Source organism: Acinetobacter sp. FDAARGOS_559 (genome assembly GCF_003940475.1).
Lineage (GTDB): Bacteria > Pseudomonadota > Gammaproteobacteria > Pseudomonadales > Moraxellaceae > Acinetobacter > Acinetobacter baumannii.
On sequence record NZ_RKJG01000005.1, the window covers coordinates 3,214,736 to 3,236,970 of the forward strand.

At 39.5% G+C, this 22,235-nt stretch carries 23 protein-coding genes; 15 read left to right on the forward strand and 8 right to left on the reverse strand.

The features are described from left to right. The first annotated feature begins 2 nt into the window (after positions 1-2). The 8 genes from nuoI to EGS71_RS16975 all read left to right on the forward strand — a co-directional run bounded on the left by nuoI (position 3) and on the right by EGS71_RS16975 (position 7,502). The gene (gene nuoI / locus EGS71_RS16940; RefSeq protein WP_000276693.1) at positions 3-545 is read left to right on the forward strand and encodes an NADH-quinone oxidoreductase subunit NuoI; all 543 of its coding nucleotides are present in this window, start codon (positions 3-5) and stop codon (positions 543-545) included. Next, on the forward strand, positions 545-1,063 hold the full coding sequence (nuoJ, locus tag EGS71_RS16945) for an NADH-quinone oxidoreductase subunit J (protein WP_014205902.1): 519 nt from the start codon (positions 545-547) through the stop codon (positions 1,061-1,063). The genes nuoI and nuoJ overlap by 1 nt, the downstream gene beginning before the upstream one ends. Next, entirely contained in the window at positions 1,063-1,371 is a 309-nt protein-coding gene (gene nuoK, locus EGS71_RS16950; RefSeq protein WP_000529822.1) for an NADH-quinone oxidoreductase subunit NuoK, read from the forward strand. Before nuoJ ends, nuoK begins: the two co-directional genes overlap by 1 nt. Continuing rightward, positions 1,368-3,257, forward strand: a complete 1,890-nt coding sequence (nuoL, locus tag EGS71_RS16955) for an NADH-quinone oxidoreductase subunit L (RefSeq protein WP_000121137.1) — start codon at positions 1,368-1,370, stop codon at positions 3,255-3,257. The genes nuoK and nuoL overlap by 4 nt, the downstream gene beginning before the upstream one ends. A gap of 1 nt (position 3,258) precedes the next feature. After that, entirely contained in the window at positions 3,259-4,857 is a 1,599-nt protein-coding gene (gene nuoM / locus EGS71_RS16960; protein WP_000429844.1) for an NADH-quinone oxidoreductase subunit M, read from the forward strand. 2 nt (positions 4,858-4,859) lie between these two features. Continuing rightward, on the forward strand, positions 4,860-6,356 hold the full coding sequence (gene nuoN / locus EGS71_RS16965; RefSeq protein WP_001011955.1) for an NADH-quinone oxidoreductase subunit NuoN: 1,497 nt from the start codon (positions 4,860-4,862) through the stop codon (positions 6,354-6,356). 100 nt (positions 6,357-6,456) lie between these two features. Next, positions 6,457-7,092 (forward strand): uracil phosphoribosyltransferase, encoded by a 636-nt coding sequence (upp, locus tag EGS71_RS16970; RefSeq protein WP_001007343.1) that lies wholly within the window; start codon positions 6,457-6,459, stop codon positions 7,090-7,092. Positions 7,093-7,208: 116 nt separating this feature from the next. Further along, positions 7,209-7,502 (forward strand): cold shock domain-containing protein, encoded by a 294-nt coding sequence (locus tag EGS71_RS16975; RefSeq protein WP_000806835.1) that lies wholly within the window; start codon positions 7,209-7,211, stop codon positions 7,500-7,502. 19 nt (positions 7,503-7,521) lie between these two features. On the opposite strand, the gene gigC is transcribed toward EGS71_RS16975, so the two are convergent. Next, a complete protein-coding gene (gigC, locus tag EGS71_RS16980; RefSeq protein WP_001242992.1) occupies positions 7,522-8,409 on the reverse strand; it encodes a LysR family transcriptional regulator GigC in 888 nt (295 codons plus the stop codon). An 86-nt stretch (positions 8,410-8,495) separates the two neighbouring features. On the opposite strand from gigC, the gene EGS71_RS16985 reads away from it, so the two are divergent. Continuing rightward, the gene (locus EGS71_RS16985; RefSeq protein ID WP_000021171.1) at positions 8,496-9,257 is read left to right on the forward strand and encodes a ferredoxin--NADP reductase; all 762 of its coding nucleotides are present in this window, start codon (positions 8,496-8,498) and stop codon (positions 9,255-9,257) included. Positions 9,258-9,302: 45 nt separating this feature from the next. On the opposite strand, the gene EGS71_RS16990 is transcribed toward EGS71_RS16985, so the two are convergent. Continuing rightward, entirely contained in the window at positions 9,303-9,722 is a 420-nt protein-coding gene (locus tag EGS71_RS16990; protein ID WP_002000170.1) for a hypothetical protein, read from the reverse strand. A gap of 292 nt (positions 9,723-10,014) precedes the next feature. On the opposite strand from EGS71_RS16990, the gene EGS71_RS16995 reads away from it, so the two are divergent. The 3 genes from EGS71_RS16995 to EGS71_RS17005 all read left to right on the forward strand — a co-directional run bounded on the left by EGS71_RS16995 (position 10,015) and on the right by EGS71_RS17005 (position 12,445). Then, a complete protein-coding gene (locus tag EGS71_RS16995; RefSeq protein WP_000543705.1) occupies positions 10,015-10,242 on the forward strand; it encodes a hypothetical protein in 228 nt (75 codons plus the stop codon). 227 nt (positions 10,243-10,469) lie between these two features. Next, positions 10,470-12,146, forward strand: coding sequence for a mechanosensitive ion channel (locus tag EGS71_RS17000; RefSeq protein WP_001001668.1), 1,677 nt, complete (start codon positions 10,470-10,472; stop codon positions 12,144-12,146). 128 nt (positions 12,147-12,274) lie between these two features. Continuing rightward, positions 12,275-12,445, forward strand: coding sequence for a hypothetical protein (locus EGS71_RS17005; protein ID WP_000742883.1), 171 nt, complete (start codon positions 12,275-12,277; stop codon positions 12,443-12,445). Positions 12,446-12,457: 12 nt separating this feature from the next. Here the strand turns inward: EGS71_RS17005 and EGS71_RS17010 are convergent, their stop codons facing one another. The 5 genes from EGS71_RS17010 to EGS71_RS17030 all read right to left on the reverse strand — a co-directional run bounded on the left by EGS71_RS17010 (position 12,458) and on the right by EGS71_RS17030 (position 18,088). Beyond that, positions 12,458-13,657, reverse strand: coding sequence for an NAD(P)/FAD-dependent oxidoreductase (locus EGS71_RS17010; RefSeq protein WP_000071498.1), 1,200 nt, complete (start codon positions 13,655-13,657; stop codon positions 12,458-12,460). Positions 13,658-13,774: 117 nt separating this feature from the next. Next, the gene (locus tag EGS71_RS17015) at positions 13,775-14,656 is read right to left on the reverse strand and encodes a 1-aminocyclopropane-1-carboxylate deaminase/D-cysteine desulfhydrase (protein ID WP_000459525.1); all 882 of its coding nucleotides are present in this window, start codon (positions 14,654-14,656) and stop codon (positions 13,775-13,777) included. 66 nt (positions 14,657-14,722) lie between these two features. Continuing rightward, positions 14,723-15,838 carry an HlyD family secretion protein gene (locus tag EGS71_RS17020; RefSeq protein WP_001278641.1) on the reverse strand — a complete coding sequence of 372 codons (1,116 nt, stop codon included), beginning with the start codon at positions 15,836-15,838 and terminating at the stop codon, positions 14,723-14,725. Between the two features lie 40 nt (positions 15,839-15,878). Then, positions 15,879-17,522 carry an MFS transporter gene (locus EGS71_RS17025; protein ID WP_000047790.1) on the reverse strand — a complete coding sequence of 548 codons (1,644 nt, stop codon included), beginning with the start codon at positions 17,520-17,522 and terminating at the stop codon, positions 15,879-15,881. Further along, complete coding sequence (locus tag EGS71_RS17030; RefSeq protein ID WP_000044599.1) at positions 17,519-18,088, reverse strand: TetR/AcrR family transcriptional regulator; 570 nt, start codon at positions 18,086-18,088, stop codon at positions 17,519-17,521. The genes EGS71_RS17025 and EGS71_RS17030 overlap by 4 nt, the downstream gene beginning before the upstream one ends. A 178-nt stretch (positions 18,089-18,266) precedes the next feature. Between EGS71_RS17030 and EGS71_RS17035 the strand changes: the two genes are divergently transcribed. Next, positions 18,267-18,890, forward strand: a complete 624-nt coding sequence (locus EGS71_RS17035) for a LysE family translocator (protein ID WP_000463103.1) — start codon at positions 18,267-18,269, stop codon at positions 18,888-18,890. A 162-nt stretch (positions 18,891-19,052) separates the two neighbouring features. Next, on the forward strand, positions 19,053-19,241 hold the full coding sequence (locus tag EGS71_RS17040) for an NF038215 family lipoprotein (protein ID WP_000735805.1): 189 nt from the start codon (positions 19,053-19,055) through the stop codon (positions 19,239-19,241). Between the two features lie 126 nt (positions 19,242-19,367). Here the strand turns inward: EGS71_RS17040 and metG are convergent, their stop codons facing one another. Continuing rightward, positions 19,368-21,431 (reverse strand): methionine--tRNA ligase, encoded by a 2,064-nt coding sequence (metG, locus tag EGS71_RS17045; RefSeq protein ID WP_001226775.1) that lies wholly within the window; start codon positions 21,429-21,431, stop codon positions 19,368-19,370. 286 nt (positions 21,432-21,717) lie between these two features. On the opposite strand from metG, the gene EGS71_RS17050 reads away from it, so the two are divergent. Beyond that, on the forward strand, positions 21,718-22,218 hold the full coding sequence (locus EGS71_RS17050; protein ID WP_000206130.1) for a hypothetical protein: 501 nt from the start codon (positions 21,718-21,720) through the stop codon (positions 22,216-22,218). Positions 22,219-22,235: the final 17 nt, after the last annotated feature.

The window sequence follows — 22,235 nt, forward strand, 5'->3', positions numbered from 1 at the left end:
AAATGTATAAAATTCTAGCTGGAGTTGGGTCAATCGTTCGGACGTTATTCATGGTATTTACCCATGGTTTCCGTAAACGTGACACAATTCTTTATCCAGAAGTACCAGCAGAGGAAATTGTACCACCTCGCTATCGTGGTCGTATTATCTTGACACGTGACCCGGATGGGGAAGAGCGTTGTGTGGCATGTAACCTTTGTGCGGTTGCATGTCCGGTTGGCTGTATTTCACTGCAAAAAGCTGAAAAAGAAGACGGACGTTGGTATCCGGAATTTTTCCGTATCAACTTCTCTCGTTGTATCTTCTGCGGTATGTGTGAAGAAGCATGTCCAACTACAGCGATTCAGCTAACTCCAGATTTCGAGTTGGGCGAATACGTACGTCAAGACCTCGTATATGAGAAAGAAAACTTGCTCATTTCAGGTCCAGGTAAATACCCAGACTATAACTTCTACCGTGTAACTGGTATGGCAATTAACGGTAAAGAGAAAGGTCAAGCACAAAAAGAAAGTGCACCAATCGATGTACGGAGTCTATTACCATGATGTGGCCGTTTTATTTGATGGCGCTCGTGGCCATCGTTTCTACGGTTCGTGTAGTGACTAACACGAACCCTGTACATGCATTGCTTAGTCTGATTGTTTCATTGCTTGCTGTTGCTGGTATTTTCATGATCGTAGGTGCGCCGTTTGCCGGCGCCCTCGAAATCATTGTTTATGCTGGTGCGATTATGGTCTTGTTCGTATTCGTTGTGATGATGCTTAACTTAGGGCAACACACAGTTGAACAAGAACGTAAATGGCTTTCTTCAGATGCTTGGGCATATCCAGCACTCATGAGCTTTTTACTTGGCTTACTTTTAGTTTGGATGCTCGGTGGTGAATATACAACCATCTCTGCACCACTTGGAGCACAAGTAATTGGACCAAAAGTTGTTGGTCAAGCGCTCTTTACACACTATTTATTGTTGGTTGAAGTTGCCGCGATGTTATTGCTAGCAGCCCTTGTTGCAGCATACCACTTAGGTAAACGTGAACCAGGTGCAGAAGAGGAAAAAGAATAATGGGCCAGATCCCTTTAGAACATGGTTTGATTGTTGCAACCATTCTTTTTGCACTCGGTTTTTACGGTGTAATGGTGCGACGCAACCTTTTATTTATGTTAATGAGCCTTGAGATCATGATGAATGCTGCAGCGTTAGCATTCGTTCTTGCGGGTAGCGTATGGGCACAACCAGATGGACAAGTCATGTTTATTCTGATTTTAACCCTTGCTGCTGCAGAGGCGTGTATCGGTCTTGCGATTGTCCTTCAGTTCTATCATCGCTTCCATCATTTGGATGTGGATGCTGCTAGTGAGATGCGCGGATGAGTTATTTATATCTAACAGTATTATTTCCGCTAATCGGTTTTATTTTATTGGCGGCTGGGCGTGATAAGCTCTCTGAAAATGTTGCAGCAATTATTGGTGTAGGTTCTGTAGGTTTATCTGCATTATTTGCATTGATTGCTGGTATGGCATTTACCAGTAGCGGCCAGCAAGTTTTTGTTCAAAATCTTTGGACATGGTTCAATGTTGGTGGTTTCGCGCCTGGCATTAGCTTACATTTAGATGGCTTATCTTTACTCATGATGGGCATGATCACGGGTGTTGGTTTCCTAATCCACATCTTTGCATCATGGTACATGCGTGGTGAAGAAGGGTATGCGCGCTTCTTCTCTTATTTCAACCTATTCGTTGCAAGCATGCTTTTGCTTGTGTTGGGTGACAACTTAGCGTTGTTATTCTTAGGTTGGGAAGGCGTAGGTCTATGCTCTTACTTGCTGATTGGTTTCTATTATGCAAACCCTGCAAATGGTTGGGCAGCGATCAAAGCATTTACAGTTACCCGTGTAGGTGACGTATTCTTACTTATCGCTTTATTCTTGCTTTACCAACAATTTGGTACGCTTAATACTCAGTATATCGTTGAACATGCAGCAGAAGTAATGACGAAGAGTTCGTCACTTACTATCTGGACTGCATTAATGTTGTTCTTGGGTGCTGCTGGTAAATCTGCACAAATTCCATTGCAAACATGGTTAGCAGATGCGATGGCAGGTCCTACACCTGTTTCTGCATTAATCCACGCAGCAACAATGGTAACAGCTGGTGTGTACTTGTGCTGCCGTCTATTCAGCGTATTTGAACTTGCACCTGAAGTGATGCAATTCATTTCGGTAACAGGGGCTGTAACTTTATTAGTTGCAGGCTTTGCTGCTCTCGTACAAACAGACATCAAACGTATTTTAGCTTACTCAACTATGAGTCAGCTTGGTTATATGTTTATGGCTGTAGGTGCTGAAGCGTATCAAGCTGGCTTGTTCCACATGTTGGCTCACGCATTCTTCAAAGCATTATTATTCTTGTCTTCTGGTGCAGTTATTCTTGCTTACCATCACGAACAAAATATTTTCAAAATGGGTGGTTTGTTCTACAAAAACAAATTCCTATTTGCATGTTTTGCGATTGGTGGCGGTGCATTAGCAGCTATCCCATTCTTAACAATCGGCTTCTTCTCTAAAGACGCGATTCTTGGTGAGGTTTGGGTACAAGGTCAATCGATTGCTTTATATAACAGCTTATATTGGGCTGGTGTAGCAGGTGCATTCCTGACTTCAATCTATACCTTCCGTTTAATCTGGGTTGTATTCTTCGGTAAAGAAAATACACATTACCATGAGATTAAAGGTGCTACTTACTGGGCTCCATTAGGTATCTTGGCTGTATTGTCTACTTTTGTTGGTGCTGCATTAAAAGCTCCAGTAGCAAATATTTTGAATACGGCAAAAATTCCTGAATTCCATGTTGCTGAACAATTTGTTGAAGGCATGCATGGGGCAGAGCATTTAGCAGTAGGTATTGCGCTTGTTGGTTTAGCTGTTGGTATTGGTCTATTTGCATTTGCTTACGGTGCAGTAAAATCGTTTGCAAAAACAAGTCTTGGTGCTGGCTTAGCTCATATTTGTCGTACTGCATTTGGTTTCGATGCGTTGTATGACATCGTTTTTGTTAAACCTTATTTATTCTTCGCCAAACTATTTGGTCGTGATCCGATTGACAGCTTATGGCTTGTTCTTCCTGCGCTTGTTAAAGGCGGAAACAGTTTCACAAGCTCACGTCAAACAGGTTCATTGCGTGAATACGCATCAAGCATGTCACTCGGTGTAGTGGTGTTATTGATGATCTTGATCGTTATTCAGGTAGTGGGGAAATAAAATGGAAAACAATTTAATTTTACCCGCGCTGATCCTTGTTCCGTTCATTGCAGGTTTTACTTGTTGGTTAGTCGATAAACTCGACAAAACTTTGCCACGCTGGATCGCCTTAATTGGTATGCTCATCACGTTAGGCTTAGGTCTTGCACTTTGGCAAAGTGGTACTTATAGCTACGAGTTAGGCTCAAAAGTCCCAACTTGGACAGCTGAGTTTTACTTACCGTGGATTCAATCTCTCGGTATTGGCATTCACCTAGCAGTGGATGGCTTGTCTTTACTCATGGTGTTATTAACAGCTTTACTTGGTGTACTTGCTGTTGGTTGTTCATGGGGTGAGATCCAAAAGAATGTTGGTTTCTTCCACTTAAACTTGTTATGGAGTTTAGGGGGCGTTATCGGCGTGTTCTTGGCAATTGATTTGTTCCTATTCTTCTTCTTCTGGGAGATGATGCTTGTACCAATCTACTTCTTGATTGCGTTATGGGGTCATAAGGGTTCAAACGGTCGTTCACGTGTTTACGCTGCAACCAAGTTCTTCTTGTATACGCAAATCGCTGGTTTAGTAATGTTAATCGGTATCCTTGGCCTTGTGGTTTATGGTTACATGATGACTGGTATGATCGGTTTTGATTACAACTATTTATTAGCTGTAGCGAATCGTTTACCTGCTGGCTTCGCGTATGGTTTCATGATCTGCTTCTTTATTGGTTTTGCAGTGAAGTTACCAGTTTTCCCATTGCATGGCTGGTTACCGGATGCCCATGCTCAAGCACCTACAGCGGGTTCTGTAGACTTGGCTGGTATCTTGATTAAAACAGCAGCGTACGGTTTGCTTCGTTTTGTAATTCCATTCTTCCCGGCAGCTTCTGCACAGTTTGCAGATATTGCAATTATTTTCGGTTTGATTGGTATTTTCTACGGCGCATGGTGTGCTTACCAGCAAACTGATATGAAACGTTTACTTGCGTATACGTCGATTTCACATATGGGCTTCGTTTTACTTGCTATTTATGCAGGTAATATTTTGACCTTCCAAGGTCTAATGATCATGATGTTGGCACATGGTTTGTCATCAGCTGCATTGTTCATTATGTCTGGTCAAATCTACGAGCGCTTACATACACGTGATTTACGTTTGATGGGTGGTCTTCGTGGTCAGCTCCAGTATTTACCGTTCTTCTTAATGTTCTTCGTCGCAGCTCTTGTTGGTGTGCCAGGTTTAGGTAACTTTATTGGTGAATTCCTGATTTTGATGGGTTCATTCAATAAATATCCTGTATTCACGATCATTGCTTCTATCAGCCTTGTATTTGCAGGTTTGTATGGCTTGATCTTGATTCACCGTGCTTTGTTTGGTGAACCAAACTCTGAACAAAAGCAACACTACACTAGTCCATTAAAAGACTTATCTGCTCGTGAAGTTAGTATTTTGATGATTTGTGCGATTGGTCTCGTTTGGCTTGGTATCTATCCACAAACATTCTTGGATGTATCTCATTCAAGCATGCAGTGGTTGGTCAATAGTTATGTACCAGTACAAGAAGTCGTTGAAACTGTTCAGCAAACAGCTACTCAACTTGACCATGTGGAGATCCAATAATCATGAACTTCACAGTATCATTTTCTACGCTTATGCCTTTAGCACCGGTGATGATTGTTGCTTTGACAGCAGTCGTCGTCATGCTGTTAATTTCAATTAAGCGTAACCATAATTTAATCGCAACAACCTCTGTTGTCGGTTTAAACCTTGCTGCACTTTATATCTTGTTAGAATTATTTGGCGGTAAATTTGTGCCGGCAAATGTGATGGGCATGTTTATGGTTGATCCATTTACCATGTTCTATCAATTCATGATTTTAGTTGCATCATTGGCTTGCTGTACTTTGTCTCATGCATATATTGAGACTTATAAAGACAACCGCGAAGAACTCTATCTTCTGTTACTTGCTTCTGTAGCAGGTGCAATGTTGATGGTTGCAAGTTCACACTATGCATCATTCTTCATTAGCCTTGAGTTAATGTCGATTCCTGTATACGGTTTACTTGCTTATACATATCAACGTAGTCAGTCGCTTGAAGCAGGGATTAAGTATCTTGTGCTTTCTGCAACAGCTTCTGCAATGTTGTTGATGGGTATGGCGTATATCTACGCTTATACTGGTTCACTTTCATTCTATGATTCTGTACAAGCTTTATTTGGCGCAATCAAACAGCCAATGGTGTTATTAGGTTTAGCACTCATTATTTTTGCTGTTGCATTCAAATTGTCGCTTGCACCGTTCCATAAATGGACACCAGATGTATATGCAGGTGCACCAGCTCCAATGGCAACGTTCTTGGCGACTGCTGCTAAAGTTGCAACAATTGGTTTGTTCGTACGTTATTTGCTTGCTTCTGGCGCAATCATGGTGAACTCGCTAGTGACTGTTTTGACAATCATTGCCGTATTGTCAATTTTAGTCGGTAACTTGCTTGCTGTTCGTCAGGTCAACTTAAAGCGTATTTTGGGTTATTCATCTATTGCTCACTTTGGTTATTTGTTAATTGCTTTAATCAGCATGACATATGCAAGCTTGGGCAGCGTAACTGTGTATGTGGTGACTTATGTATTAACGACTATTGGTGCTTTTGGTGCAGTAGCGTTAATGTCTAGCCCATATAATAACGTAGATGAAGCGCAAAGCCTTGCAGACTACCGTGGTTTGTTCTGGCGCCGTCCAGTACTTACAGCAACATTAACAGTCATGATGTTATCTTTGGCTGGTATTCCATTAACAGCAGGCTTCATTGGTAAGTTCTTGGTTGTTATGGCTGCTGTAACAACTCAACACTGGTTCTTAGCTGCAATGATTATTGTGGGTAGTGGTATTGGTTTGTATTACTACTTACGTGTGATGGTTGTTATGTATATGACTCCACCTGAAACTCCTCGTATTGATGCTGATGCACATTGGGGACAAAAAGTGGGTGGTTTAATGGTATTGGCTGCTGCTGCATTAGTTATTATTTTGGGTGTTTATCCAGATCCAATGATTAATTTGGCATTAAAAGCAGAAATTTTATCTCCATTACATTTCATGCTTTCTCAGCAACAATAATTCTTGTGTACAAAAAAGCCTCCAAATATGGAGGCTTTTTTTTATTGATAGTTAAAAAAAGATTATAATAAATACGTTTTTATATTTTTAGGTAACATCTGTGGCCATTCAAGAAATTCGTCACCCACTTATTCGTCATAAATTAGGTTTATTACGTCGTGCTGACATCAGTACCAAGAATTTCCGTGAGCTTGCTCAGGAAGTGACTATGTTATTGACATATGAAGCGACGAAAGACTTACCAGTTGTGGATTGTGAGATTGAAGGTTGGGCTGGCAATGTTACTACTCAGCGTATCGCGGGTAAAAAAATAACGATTGTACCGATTTTGCGTGCAGGTATAGGTATGCTTGATGGTGTGCTTAACCTAATTCCAAGTGCAAAAGTAAGTGTGTTAGGGCTTGAGCGTGATGAAGCAACTCTAGAAGTACGTACTTACTATAAAAAGTTAGTTCCTGATGTCGCTAACCGTATTGCCATGATCATTGATCCAATGTTGGCAACAGGTAATTCTTTAGTTGCTGCTATTGATGTATTAAAGGCAAGTGGATGCAAAGATATCCGTGTTATGGTGCTAGTTGCAGCACCTGAAGGAATTGCGAAAGTAGAGGCAGCACATCCTGATATTCAGCTTTATACTGCATCTATTGATAATGGCTTAAATGAACATGGTTATATTGTTCCAGGCTTAGGCGATGCTGGTGACAAGATTTTTGGTAGTGTTCAAAAAGACTAATTTTTGAAATAACGATAAAAAGAGACTTCATTAAGCCGTATAACTTTTAAGAGCGGAAATGAAAGTCTCTTTTTATTTACTACAGTAATTGCATTGGTAAAGTAGGGTGAAAAATCATGAAGCAAGAGTTTTATACTGGAAGGATAAAACAATATAACGCCGATAAAGGATTTGGTTTTATTTCGACGACTGAAGGAGATATTTTCTTTCATATTTCTGATTTCCCTGCATCCGAAGGTGAACCGAAAAGAAATGAAAAAGTGAGATTTCTTGCTGCAGATAATCGAGGAAAATTTAAAGCTATTAAGATTGAGCGTATCGATCCTAATCCTGCGAAGACTAAGAAAACTAAAATTGCTGATCACAATAAAGCGATCACAAGTGAGTTATTGTCTAATTTCCGACGCTAATGAATGTGAAGATCAAGCTTTAAGCCTGATCTTCATCGCAAAATTTTAAAAATGCTTTAAGGCCCGGACCTTGATATTTTTGGCGGTGCACTAGCATATAAAGAGGGCGGGTAAGTTGCCAAAATGGAGTATCTAAAATAACAAGTTGACCTTTTTCACTTAAAGGTTCAATCGCTAACTTTGAAATACACGACATTCCTAAACCACCAGCCACTATTTTTAAGATCGCTTCGTTATGTCCAAGCGTCAAACGAATGTTTGCATCTGGTAAATCTTGCAAAATTGCATTATCAAAGACTTCACGAGTACCTGAACCTTCTTCACGTAATATCCATTCTACGTCATGAAAATCTTGAGGGGTAAGTGGGCGATTTAAACGTGTTAACGGATGGTCAGGTGAGCAGCACACTGCTAGCTCATCGTCACGCCAATGAATACATTGGAGTTGAGGTAAGTGACAAGACCCTTCAATTAAAGCTAAATCAAGCTGAAACTGATTTACAGCTTCAATCATTTGGCGTGTGTTACCAACTTGAAGTTGTAAATGTGCTTGTGGATGACGTTGTAAGAAGTTAGCCATTAAATCTGGCATTAGATAATCACTGATGGTTAAAGTAGCACCGATACGAAGGTCAATACTCTGTAACTCACCCTTGGCTGCTTGTTCAAAGGCCTCACAGCGGCCTAAAATTTCTAATGCTTGGGGAAGCAGAAAACGTCCAAGATCATTTAGCTGCAAGCGCTTACCTAAACGATCAAATAAAGGAGCACCTAAGCCGTCTTCTAAATCGGCTAAAGCCATACTTGCTGCACTTTGCGTCAGTCTGACCGCATCACTGGCTTTAGTAACGGTTCCTTCTTGGGCGACTGCTACAAAAACAGCCAACTGGCGTAATGTCATCCGCATGTTTAAAAAGCCTTAACATTTAAAAGTATTCATTATTTCGGCTGTCATGCTAACATGAGCGCACTATTTCATGCCACGTTGAAATCATGTCAATTGAAAAATTTAGCGTAGAAAAAGTTTTATCTGTTCATCGTTGGACCCCAACACTTTTCAGTTTTACCATGACGCGTCCTTCGCATTTTAAATTTACGGCGGGGCAATTTGCGCGTATTGGTTTAAAGGTAGGAGATGAGCTGGTTGTCCGTGCGTATTCGGTGGTGTCTTCTCCGTTTGATGAAACGCTAGAGTTTTTCTCAATTGTAGTACCAGACGGTGCCTTCACTTCGAATCTACAGCATTTGAAAGTGGGTGATGAGCTTTATTTGGAAAAAATTCCATATGGTTACTTGACGTTGGCACGCTATCAACAGCCTTTACCGCATGATCTGTGGTTACTGGCAACAGGTACAGGCTTGGCTCCATTTTTGTCGATGCTACAAGACTTTGAAACTTGGTCTAATTACCAGAAAATAAACTTGGTCTACAGTGTTCGTACTGCGGCTGAGCTGGCTTATGTTGACCGTATTCAAGAGATTGCTGAAACGTTTGGGGAAGGGCATAGCGGTTTTAAATTTATTCCTATCATTACCCGAGATCCATCTGCGCCGTTGCATGAGCGCTTACCTGTATTAATCGAAAATGGTGAGTTAGAAAAAGCAGCAGGTTTGGAACTCAGCCCAGCATCAAGTCATGTCATGCTTTGTGGAAACCCACAAATGGTTGATGATACGAAAGAGGCTCTAAAACGCCGTGGTCTTACAATGAATCGTCGCGGTGAAGGAAATATTGCGGTAGAAAATTACTGGTAAAACAGGAAGTAAAATATTTTAAGAAAAATTTTATGGATATGTTTATTAATGGACAAACATATCCATAAACTCACGGATCTCTGCAATCGCACTGTCGACATCTGTTGAAAGCCATGTTGGTTCAAATAATCCCGCATAGTGTTCAAGGCGGTCTTGAGGAACAACTAGGCGAACAGGACAATCTTCTTCGAGTAAACGCCACGGTAAAATTGGAACTTCATTGTCCAGAAATACATTAATATTACGAATATCAACAATCATCGCATTAATGCATTCAGGAAATGGCATGACCGAGAACTCTTCGGTACGGCGACGGAAGTATTCAAGATCACCCCATTTAAGTTCATAACTTGGTTTATTAAATTCAATAATACCAATGAGATGGTCATCTCTTGTCTGATGCAAATAACATTGATGTGTGACGTCAGTGTCGAGATCAAGAGTTACGCTTTGCTGACGATACATCATAAAATTGAGTAGCTTTAAAACAAGGGGGCTTATTATAGCCTATTTTATAAAAAGTAAGAGCTAAAACATATTGTATTACAAATCGGACTTTAGCGAAGATTCTGAATATCGAGAAGTTAGATTCTAAAACGTTCTAATTAAAGTGGCTAAATTTTATACTAAATTAATATTTTTAAAAGTAGAGTTTTGCAACCGTAGACACCTTCTCATAATGCTTTTTCACACAATGCAACAAATCAAATTGTTATGATGAATATAAAGTTAATGATAATAGAAGAGGGGAAAGAAGATGCATGATTTTTCAAAACCGCCTCATGTGACGAGTCCGGAAGAGACTGCAAAAAAAAGAAGATTGCCAGTTTATATTTTAATTATTGTTGGGCTTTTTCTTCTCGCACTTGTGGTTTATATGGTTGCTGATCACAGCAAAACGCCAAAAGAGGAAGCCGCATTTCAACATGAGACCATACCACAAGTCATCAGTGGTACTTCTGATTTGAAGACCTATGAAGGGTAATAAGCTAACCAGTATATCGTGATAAAAAGCCTTTAGGATGTGACCTGAAGGCTTTTTTTGCAATCTTTTGCATCAATTTGTTGTATTTATGCAGAAGGTTGTTGATTGAAAAATATTCAAAACATAAGGTGACATAGACCGCATTTATCGTCATTTTTTACAACGAACTGGTGTTTTTCATTTAGTGATAACACTGAAAAGAACATAACAATTGAGGACATAACAATATGAATGAATTTTTTAATGGGCCTCGCGGCGCTCAGTTTGATGCGATGTATTACTGGGATCAGTTTCATCCTATTTTAGCTGCAATTGTCATCTTACTGGTAGGCTGGATCATCGCTTTATTGGTGGCGGCAGGTGTAAAGAAACTTCTGCAAAAAGTAAATACCAATGCGAAATTATCTTCAGCGACTGGACGTACACCCAATATAGAAGGTCTGATCTCCAAAGTCGTATTCTGGTTTATTCTGATTCTCGCCGTTGTTGCTGCTTTAAATGTGCTCAACATTAGTGGAGTGAGCGGTCCATTTAGCAACATGGTTAATCAGGTACTCGTCTATATACCAAATATTATTGCTGCTGTAGTGGTGGGTTTTATTGGCTGGATCGTTGCTCGACTGGTGCGGGCGGGGGTGACCAATGTTTTATCCCGAACTCAACTTGATGATAAGTTAAGCAGCGAAGTGGGTGTTGGGGGAATTAGCCAGAATATTGGTGAAATTCTTTACTGGCTTGTATTGTTACTTTTCCTTCCGATTGTTCTTTCAATCTTAGGATTAACAGGCTTACTGATTCCAGTTCAAAATATGGTAAATGATGCTGTAGCATTCTTACCAAATATCTTTATTGCTGGCGTTATCGTTTTTGTTGGTTATATCTTGGCAAAAATTGTACGCGGTATTGTTGAAGGATTAATTAATAGCTTAGGTGTGCAATCTCAAGCGGAAAAAATTGGTCTTTTCAAAAATTCAAATGTAGGCAAATTCTTAGGTTCATTTGTTTTTGCCATCATCATTATTACGACATTGATTGTAGCATTTGAAGCTTTAGGTATTGAGACTATTTCTCAGCCAGCAACAGCAATGCTCAATGAAATTTTACAAGCTATTCCAAACATTATTGCTGCTGGTTTAATTTTACTGGTTGCTTATATTGTTTCACGTTTTGTTGGTCGCTTGGTTGCTGAGTTAATTGCAGGAACTGGTGTTGATGAAATTCCAGCAAAATTAGATGTACAACGCTTTTTAGGTCAAACTAAAGTTTCTAATGCCGTTGGTTGGCTAATCGTGTTCTTTACCATGTTGTTTGCAGTTTCTGAAGCTGCTGACCGTCTTGGTTTCGATCAGATTAGTGGCCTAATCGCAATGTTTATCCATTTCGGTGCAAACATTCTATTGGGCGCTGTAATCTTGGTGATTGGTTTCTGGCTTGCAAATGTTGTGGCGAACGTTGTTCAACGCGGTGAATATAATAGTTCGCGTTGGTTAGGTAGTTTGGTTCGTGTCTTGATTATTGGTTTAGTCCTTGCACTTGGTTTAAGAGCGATGGGTATTGCCGATTCGATCGTAAACCTTGCGTTCGGCTTAACGCTAGGCGCAGTTGCAGTTGCTTTCGCTCTTGCATTTGGTTTGGGTGGTCGTCAACCAGCAGAAAGACTTTTATCTGATTTACTGGATAAAGCTAAGAAAGAGGCAAATCAACCAAATCCTTTATATCAACCGCCTACTACTAATAATACAACAGGTAGTTCGTCTACGGTTTCAACTCCGTCAACGACTACAACTGCACCATCAACAACAGTTTCATCTGATGCAAAACCAGCTGATTCTACACAAGTAAATCCATCACAACCACCAGTAAATAAACCGTTTGGTTCTACTGGCGAAAATGATGAAATTTAGTAGGTGTAACTAATTTTCAGATAAACAGTACAAAAAATCTTTGATTTTTGTGATAAGTTCGACCACTCTATATTGAGTGGTCGTTCTGTCTTTGACAGCTATAAAAACAAATAAGTGAGGAAAATACGATGAAAAAACCTGGTCGTTTTTTAGCACCTGTTGTAATTGCTGGGATTACCGTTGGTTTTTTAGCAAGTGCTTATAAATTTGTATTTAGCAAATCTGAATCATCAAAACAGACAACAAGCCATAAGCATGATTCTGAAAAATCATCCAATGATTCGAAAGCATCAAATTAGCTTATTCATTATTTAAACATATTGTGCTGCTGCATAAGCCGAAGACCAAGCCCATTGGAAGTTATAGCCTCCTAAGTGGCCAGTCACATCAAGTACTTCTCCAATAAAGAATAGTCCTTTCTGCTTTTTGCTTTCGAGTGTTTTAGATGAAACTTCAGTTGTATCAATTCCACCTAAGGTAACTTCGGCAGTACGATATCCTTCTGTGCCTGATGGTTTAACGGTAAAACCATGTAGCTGCTCGGCAATATGCTCTAGCTGTGCATCACTGATATTACCAATGGCTGTCTCGCTCTGCTCTGGCCATATAAGTTGTTGTAATTCTTGTACAATACTTTTTGCCGTAAATTCGTTCAGAAGAGTACGCAGTAAAACTTTAGGTTGGGCTTTCTTTTTATCTTTTAAATAAGTTGCTAAATCTTGGCTCGGGAAAAAGTCGATTTTAAAACTTTCACCTGTATTCCAATAGTTTGAAAGCTGTAAAGAACTTGGACCACTCAAACCACGATGCGTAAATAATAATGCTTCAGTAAAGCTATTCTTCGAGTTAGTTAGAGTCACATCTAAAGCATTACCACTTAGGCGTGTAGTGATTTCTTTAATATGATCCGAAAAAGTAAATGGTACTAAACCAGCACGGGTTGGGAAAACTGTATGTCCAAATTTTTGTGCTAATTCATAGCCAAAACCAGAGCCTCCTAAAGTTGGGATGGATAATCCACCTGTAGCAACCACTAATGATTCACAGCTAAAACGGCCCTGATTGGTGTGTACTGAAAAACCACCTTGTTCTAATGGATCGACTTGTCCAACCTCACAATGGGTCTGGATTTCGACATTGTTTGTTTTATTACACTCACTCACCAACATCTCTAAAATTTCTTTAGCGCCGTTTAGCGTAAATAATTGCCCGTGTTTACGTTCTTCATAGGCAATTCCATAATCACAGACCAGACCAATAAAGTCCCAGTTGCTATAGCGTGATAGGGCAGAAATAACAAAGTGCGGATTATGAGAAATATAGTTTTCAGGTTCTACATAGAGGTTGGTAAAGTTACATTTCCCACCGCCTGACATTAAAATCTTTTTACCAATTTTATTGGCTTTTTCTAAAATTAAGACCGAACGTCCCCGTTTAGCAGCATGTGCAGCCAACATGAGTCCAGAAGCACCTGCACCTAAGACAATGACATCGACATGACTGTTAGACATAAGAAGTTCTCGATTAGTCGTGAAAATTAAAAAGGGGCATATACTATCATGCCAGCACTTACTCATGCTAAGGACATTTATACAGGTAAGGGATAAGGCCTTCTAAAAGCGGGTGAGTTATGCGTGAGGTTTATTTCTAATATCAGCTTGTAAACCACCAGAATGAATTGCCAAAATGCGTGTATTCGCTGGAAAATAATTGTTTTTTATAAGATCAAACAGACCAAACATCATTTTTCCGGTATAGATCGGTTCAAGGGGGACCGTATATTGCTCTTCAAAATTTTCAATAAATGCGAATAGTTCAGGTGAGGTTTTCGCATAACCGCCCCAGCAGTATACATCTGTCAAAGACCAATTTTGTTTTTTAGTCCATTGCCTAATCTCTTGTTGTAAGAAATCACCTTTTAAAGCCGAAAATCCTAAGATTTTCTGATGAACTGCACTTCTTTCAATCAGACCTGAAATCGTTCCGCCAGTTCCGACTGCACAGCAAATCACATCATATTGCTCTAAGTCATATTGGCTCAGGATTTCCTGACAACCTTGAACTGCCAGTTCATTGGTACCACCTTCGGGAATGATATAGGTCTGCGGAAATTGTTGCTGTAATTGTTTAAGGTAATTTGCTTCATTTCGTAAGCGATATTCATGGCGAGAGACAAAATGTAGCTGCATTCCTAAACTCTGAGCTTTTGCCAAGGTGGGATTAAGTGGTTTACCAGCTAACTCTTCACCACGAATAATTCCTATACTTTTTAAACCAAAAAGATGAGCTGCATAAGCTGTTGCAGCAATATGATTTGAGTAAGCCCCACCAAAAGTCAAAATGCTTGATAAACCTTGTTCTTTTGCAGCAAGCAAATTGTATTTTAATTTGAAAAACTTATTACCCGAAATTTGAGGATGAACTAAATCTAAACGTTTAATGTCGAGATGAACAGGGAAGGATAGTTCAACGTGCTGATAGGAGATAGGTTGGGCAATGTGATCAAACATTAGAAATTGAGAAAAATAATGATTGATCACATTGTAGCTTTTTTAAATAGGTTTTTAAAAAGCTGATTAAGAGCTTGTGTCGACAGAAGTAATCACTGACATACCAGGGCGTAAGTGTTCTATTCCTTCCTGATTTGGGTCAATGGTAATACGCACGGCAATTCGTTGAACGACTTTGGTAAAGTTTCCTGTCGCATTATCCGGTTTTAGTACACTGAACTCGGAACCCGCGGCTGGAGAGATTTGTTCAACATGACCTGTAAATTTTTTATGTTTCATTGCATCGACTGTAAACCACGCTTTTTGTCCAATTCGCATATTGGCAATTTGGGTTTCTTTAAAGTTGGCAATCACCCAAGTTTGCTGTGGAATCAGATAGAGTAACTGTGATCCTGCGGCCACATATTGCCCAACACGAGGATTTACTTCACCAAGTTGTCCATCCATTGGAGCAACAATAACACTATAGTCTTTGGTGGTTTGTGCTTGGTCTAACTGTGCTTTAGCACTGGAAACTTGTGCTTCTAAGCCTGCTTCTGCGACTTGAGCTGTTTTAAGTGCTTCTTTGGCAACTAGAACATTGGCCTCTGCCTGTTTAAGGGCTGCAAGATTATTCTCGGCATCAGCAGCGGCTTTATCTTGCTCAGATTTAGAAGCTGCTCCACTATTCCCTAGCTGTTGATAGCGTCTAAGCTGTGCTAAAGAGAGTTCATATTGAGCCCTAACTTGTTCTACTTTAGCCTGCGCAGCCACAATATCTGCTTGTTTTTGTGCAATTGACTGAGTTTGATTGGCTAAAGTATTTTTGGCCTGTTCTACTCCCGAAGCCGCTTGTGCTACTTTTTGGTCATAAGTGGTGGCATCAATATGCATTAATACTTGACCCTTTTTAACATGATCAAAGTCTTTTACCAATACATCTTTAACATAGCCATTAATTTGCGAGGATAAAATGGTAGTTTTACCTTTAACATAACTATTGTCAGTTTGCTGCACACTTGTGGCAAAAGGCCCAATTCTCCATGCCCACAAAATCACTAAAATACCGATAATAAGCACACCCAACATCCATAATAGGGTTGAGCGTTTTGTCGGAATCAGTTTACTTGCAGGTGCAGGCGTTGGCTCATTATTAGATGTTTGAGCAGGGGTTTGTTCCGGTTTATTTTGATCATCTGACATATATCAATCTCAATTTCTATTTCATCAATAACAAAAGCCGTTAAGGGCGGCTAATTCCTCTGCGTTGTAGATATTTACTACGTGCAATATTAAATCCGCCCCATAAAAGTAAGGCGACGGCAAAAATACCGTTTAATGCAATCACATCATTGTAGGCACGGACCTGAGCTTCACGAGTAACCACTTGATTAAGTGAGCGCATAGACTGAGCTGTTTGTAAGGCGGGGTCATTTGTTGTGATGGCTGCACTACGTTGATAGGTAGAAAGCCTTTGAGCAACTAATGGGTCGGCTTGTTCCAAATCTTTAATAATCTCGACTTGATAGTTTTGTGTACGATGTTGTTGATAGGTCGAGAAGAAAGATGAGCCAACAAGGCCACCAAATGTTTGGGTTGCAGAGAATAAGACAATAAAAGTCACTACATACGAAGGACCTTTAGCCAAAGTTTGTGCAAATCCAATTAGAAGTAAAGGACCGATAAACAGGCCGCCGGCAAAGCCTACTAAAAACTGGCTTGCAAAGAAGTTTGAAGGCCGTACATCGCTCGTAAGGTGATAATCTAGTCCACAGGCAATGAGAATCAAAAACTCTGCAAAAAGTAAGTGAAAAATAATTCGTTCACGCGAGAAAGTAAGCGCACTAAATAGAGTTCCGCTTAAAATCCCCACCAATATGACCACATAGAGTGGAACAAATTGGTCTGGACCCATTCCCATAGTTTTTAGGAAATTAACGGCTGCATAACTTTGTTCTGACATTAAAAGACGAATGGCAAAAGCACCAAAGATAAAGCGTAGGGTTGAGGAGGCGCCTAACCAACGTGTCATAATTAATGGATTGGCACGATAATGTTCATAGAGCAAACCTAAAACAACTAAGCTAAAACCTGCAATTAATACATAAGCAAGCCATTCACTGTTAAACCACCACAAGATTGGGCCTTGTGTCAGCACAATACATAGACATGCAAAACCTGGCGCCAGTAAAGCAAAGGTGAAGAAATCCTGTTTTTCGAAAACATAGATTCGTAAGCTACGTGGTAATTTCAAAGAAACCACCATTGCTAAACAACAAAGTGCTAAGCCGAGTTCAAAGGTGTAAAGAACAGACCAACTATCTGTGCTCACAAGAAAAGGGGAAATAATCCAGGCGAGGGGTACACCTAACTGCTGAAAACCAAAGGCAATATATATACCTTTTGCCATGTCGGCTTTTTTAAAAGCTTGCATGGTGTAATACATACCTAAAGAGCTGAGTGGTGCACCAGCTAAACCTGCTACAACCCGAGCGAACAAGGCCATTTCATAGGTATGCACAAAAATGTGCAAAACCAGCACGGCAATAAAAATAACAAGTCCTATTTCTGAAAAGACTCTCAGACCATATTGTTGCCTAGCTTTAAACAAAATTAGATTCGAACTGACATTCGCCATTACATAAGCAGCAGGAAGCCAAGCGGCTTCAGAAGGTGTCAGGCCATACTCACCTTGAATTAAGGGTAAATTTGCCGTAATGAAACCATTACTTAAGCTTGCTGAAATAGCGACAAACAGACCAATAAAAAAATAAAGAAATCGCTTAGGTACAGAATGCGCAATCGCTGCTGGTGAACCAGGTAAAGTCGGTTGTTCTTCTGGCGTCCAGTCAGGTGGCGTTTCTAAATAACGAGGCGTTTTACTCATTCTATCCCTCGAATTTTTTGTACTTGAATACCATGAAATAGTAATTCAATTGCTCGTTTCGCTAAGCGGGTTTGTTCTTCAGGTTCATGTCCTTGAAATGAAGAACCCAACATTGCTGTGAACATTGCATAGTCATCAGCAGTTAGATCAGCTCGGCACAGTTTTTGTTCTATTGCATTTTCAATCAGTGGCTTAAGTGCATTATTCCGCCGTTCATAAATTTTTAGCATAATTGGATCTTGTCGATCAATCACTCTCCAAAAATCTTGCAAAATTGCGAGCTTGGGAAGTTGTGCAATATGTCCTTCAATTAAACGAAATAAACCATCTTCGAATTGTTGAAAATGAGCAGCTTTTTGCTCTAGCTGTGTAATCGCTCGCTCTAAAAGGGCGCTAATTAAAGCCTTGCGGTCACAAAAGTTGCGGTAGAACGTCGCTCTACCTACACCTGCATGATCAATCACGACTTGTAGAGGGACATTAATACCATGAATACGAAAGCATTCCTCGGCTGCATTGAGTAATTCATCCCGATTATGGGCTGCAATTTTTTGACGTTTACTCATGTCACTGATTTGGGAGGTTTAAAGATGATATATTTAACGGACATTTTTGTCCGTTGTGAATAACTAAATTGTAAAAACATGAAAATTCAATTTTTATAATTTATCTCTTTTCCATTTTTATATGTGTCATAAAAAGCTGCTAGAATATCGCGCAATTGCATGATGCTAGGTCAATACAATGTTTGAGTCCCTTATTCCTCTTTTTTCAATTGCGATGGCATTGATGCTTGGAGCAATAAGTCCTGGGCCAAGCTTTATTTATGTGGCGCAAAATTCAATATCTAAATCACGTAAACATGGCTTGTTTACGGCATTAGGGACGGGCACGGGTGCAGCTCTTTTTGGCTTTTTAGCAGTTATGGGGTTACAGGCAGTTTTATTGGCAGTGCCTTCAGCTTATCTAATTTTAAAAATTGGTGGAGGGCTGTATTTGCTTTGGCTTGCTTTTAAAATTATTAAACATGCCAAAGAACCAATTGCCATGGAAAATGATGCCAAATCGAAAATGACTTATAAACAAGCCTACCGATATGGTTTGATTACTCAGTTAAGTAATCCGAAAATTGCTGTTGTACTAGCGAGTGTTTTTACTGCTTTACTGCCAAAAGAAATTCCAAATTATTACTACGTCGCATTACCGCTCATTTGTTTTATGATTGATGCAGGTTGGTACTCATGTGTAGCAATGCTTTTATCTTCAGAGAAGCCTCGAAAAATGTATTTAAAAGCAAAAACGGGTGTTGACCGAGTGGCTGGAAGCATTGTTAGTGTATTGGGCTTAAAGTTAATCTTCTTCAAATGATAAATCTTTAATTAAAATATCTAAAAAATATAAAGCCAGCTCTTTGTAGTCTGGCTTTATTTTTGCGCAAAATATATACAAATTGAAATATCTTTTTTAGCACTTAAATATTTAAAAAGTGGTAACTTAATTAATAAAACAAAAAGAAATGAGGATCACGTTATGAAAAAACTAATGGTGAGCATTTCGGTTGTTTTTTTCATCTTAACTACAGGATGTGAGATGAGAACAACAAGTAAACAGCAACCTTCAAATGAACGGGCGATGAGTATTGCTGGTTCTCCGGTTTATGAAAAAGACTACAAAATTCCCGATTTACAAGCCAATAATTATGAGCAATCTAATTATTAATTGATGGATAGAATGTCTCACATATAGCACTTTAAATGTACTCAGTGCAGATAAGCCTGCTTATTTTAAAAAGTAGGTTAGAAATAAAAAAGCTCCCAATGTAGGGAGCTTTTTTATGAATCTAGATTAAGAAACTTTATCGCCAGGTTTTGCACCGCTATCTGGTGAAATAATGAAAATGCCTTCATCATTTCCGGCAGCAAGTACCATACCGTTTGAAACACCAAAACGCATTTTACGTGGTGCAAGGTTAGCCACCATCACGACCAATTTACCTTTTAGGTCTTCTGGCGCATATTGACTACGAATACCACTAAATACATTACGTGGTTCAGCTTCACCTACGTCTAACGTCAGTTGAAGTAATTTATCTGAACCCTCAACTGTACCTGCCTCAACGACCTGAGCAACACGTAAGTCAACTTTTAAGAAATCTTCAATACCGATAATTTCAGCTTCACCCACTGCTGGAGTAGGGGCTGCTTTTTTCTCGGCAGATTTCTCTTTTTTCGCTGCTTTAGTCGCTTGTGGAGCAGGAGCACCTAAAGACTCTTTAGAAGCATCAACCATGGCTGCAACAGCTTTTGGATCAACACGCTGCATAAGAGGTTGGAACTGTGCAATCTCATGGCTTACAAGAATTTGTTTACGTGACTCGAAATCGAAGCTTTCAAGTTTTAAGAAATCTTGAACTTGCTGAGCTAAAGTTGGCAGAACTGGGGCTAAGTACACTGCTAATTGACGGAATAAGTTGATACCGACAGAGCATACATCAAGAACTTGTTGTTCTTGACCTTCTTGTTTAGCAAGAGCCCATGGTTTTTTCTCATCAATATATTGGTTTGCGCGGTCAGCAAGCGCCATAATTTCACGGATCGCCGTAGAGAATTCACGCGCTTCATATGCAGCAGCAATTGAATCACCAGCATCAATAAAGCTTTGTACTAAGTCAGATTCAGCACATGTACTTGATAGCGTATTGTTAAAGCTGCTGTTAATGAACTTAGCACAGCGACTAGCAATATTAACTACTTTACCGACTAAATCTGAATTTACTTTCTGAACAAAGTCATCAAGGTTCAAGTCGGAGTCTTCAACTTTATCTGAAAGTTTAGAAGCAAAGTAATAGCGTAAATACTCTGGGTTTAGATGTTGTAAGTACGTCTCGGCTTTAATGAAAGTACCGCGAGACTTAGACATTTTTTGTCCATTTACAGTCAAGAAACCATTTACGAACAAGCCCGTTGGGGTGCGATAATTCGCGCCCTCAAGCATCGCAGGCCAGAATAAAGCATGGAAGTAAACAATGTCTTTACCAATAAAGTGGTAAACCTCATTTTGACTATCTTTCTTCCAGAAATCATCAAAGTTTAAGTCTGGGCGCTTAGTTTTGATGTAGTTTTCAAAACTAGACATATAACCGATTGGGGCATCTACCCACACATAGAAATATTTATTCGGTGCATCCGGAATTTCAAAACCAAAATAAGGAGCATCACGAGAAATATCCCAGTCTGCTAAACCTGCTTCAAACCATTCATCCAATTTGTTAGCAATTGAAAGAGGTAAGCGACCTTCATCGCGGGTCCATTTTTGCAAATATTCAGCAAAGTTTGGGAGCTTGAAGAAATAGTGATCTGATGATTTTTCAACTGGTGTTGCACCACTTAAAGTCGAACGCGGATTGAGTAACTCAGTCGCATTATAAGTTGTACCACACACTTCACATGAGTCGCCGTATTGATCTTCTGACTTACATTTTGGGCAAGTACCCTTAATGAAACGGTCAGATAAGAACATACCTTTTTCCGGATCAAATAATTGAGTTACAGGTCGAACTGCAATATTTCCGGCTTCACGGTTTTTAATATAGATATCTGTTGAACGAGCTTTGTTTGCATCACTATGAGTTGAATCATAATGATCGAAATGTACGCCAAAACCGTCAAAATCACGGATGTGTTCTTTTTGAACATTCGCGATTTGCTCTTCTGGGCTAATACCATTTGCTTCGGCACGTAGCATAATTGCTGTACCGTGAGCATCATCCGCACATACATAAGTCACGTCATGACCCATTGCCCGCATGGCACGAACCCAGATGTCTGCCTGGATATAACCGAGTAAATGACCCATATGAATTGGACCATTGGCATAAGGGAGGGCATTGGTGACTAAAATTTTACGCACGGATCTCATTCTCTCATTCGTATTTATAAGGTGGAAGATTTTAACTGATGCAGGAAGATAAGCAAAGATTAATAATCTTTGACTAAATATAAGAGGTATCTACAAAAATGGACTTAAAGCCAGAAGTTATTTCTCTTTAGAACAGATAAACAAATCAAAAAATATTTGAATCTTCCTGTATTGTCTTTGTTTCAAATTGCAGTTACGGTCAGAAAATAAGCCATAACGATGTATAACTAATAACTTATTCAGGTAATTTTTTTAATTAACGATGAGGATAACAACGATGACTACTGAAAATAAATTAGATGAATTAAAGGCAAAAGCGGCTGAAGCAAAAGTACAAGGTGAAAAAGCTTTGGACGATTTAAAAGAAAATGTAAAAGAGAAACAAACTGCGGGTAAAGAAGCAGTTGCAGATAAAGTAGATGAGCTAAAGACCAAAGCGGCCAATGCAAAAGTACAAGGTGAAAAAGCCTTGGAAGATTTAAAGGAAAATGTAAAAGAAAAACAAGCTGCTGCAAAAGAGGCAGTTGAAGATAAAGCTAATGATTTGAAAGGCAAACTTGATGATGCTCAGCATAGCCTGCAAGACAAGTTTGATCATTTACGTACTGAAGCAGCGCATAAACTTGATGATGCTAAAGCCAAAGCTGCAGAATTAAAGGAAGAGGCGGCTACAAAATTTGATGAGTTAAAAACTCAAGCAACTGCGAAATTTGATGAGTTGAAGAAAACTGCTACCGAAAAACTCAATAAATTGAAAAATCATGATTCTGCTGAATAAGCTGATTTAAACTAAAA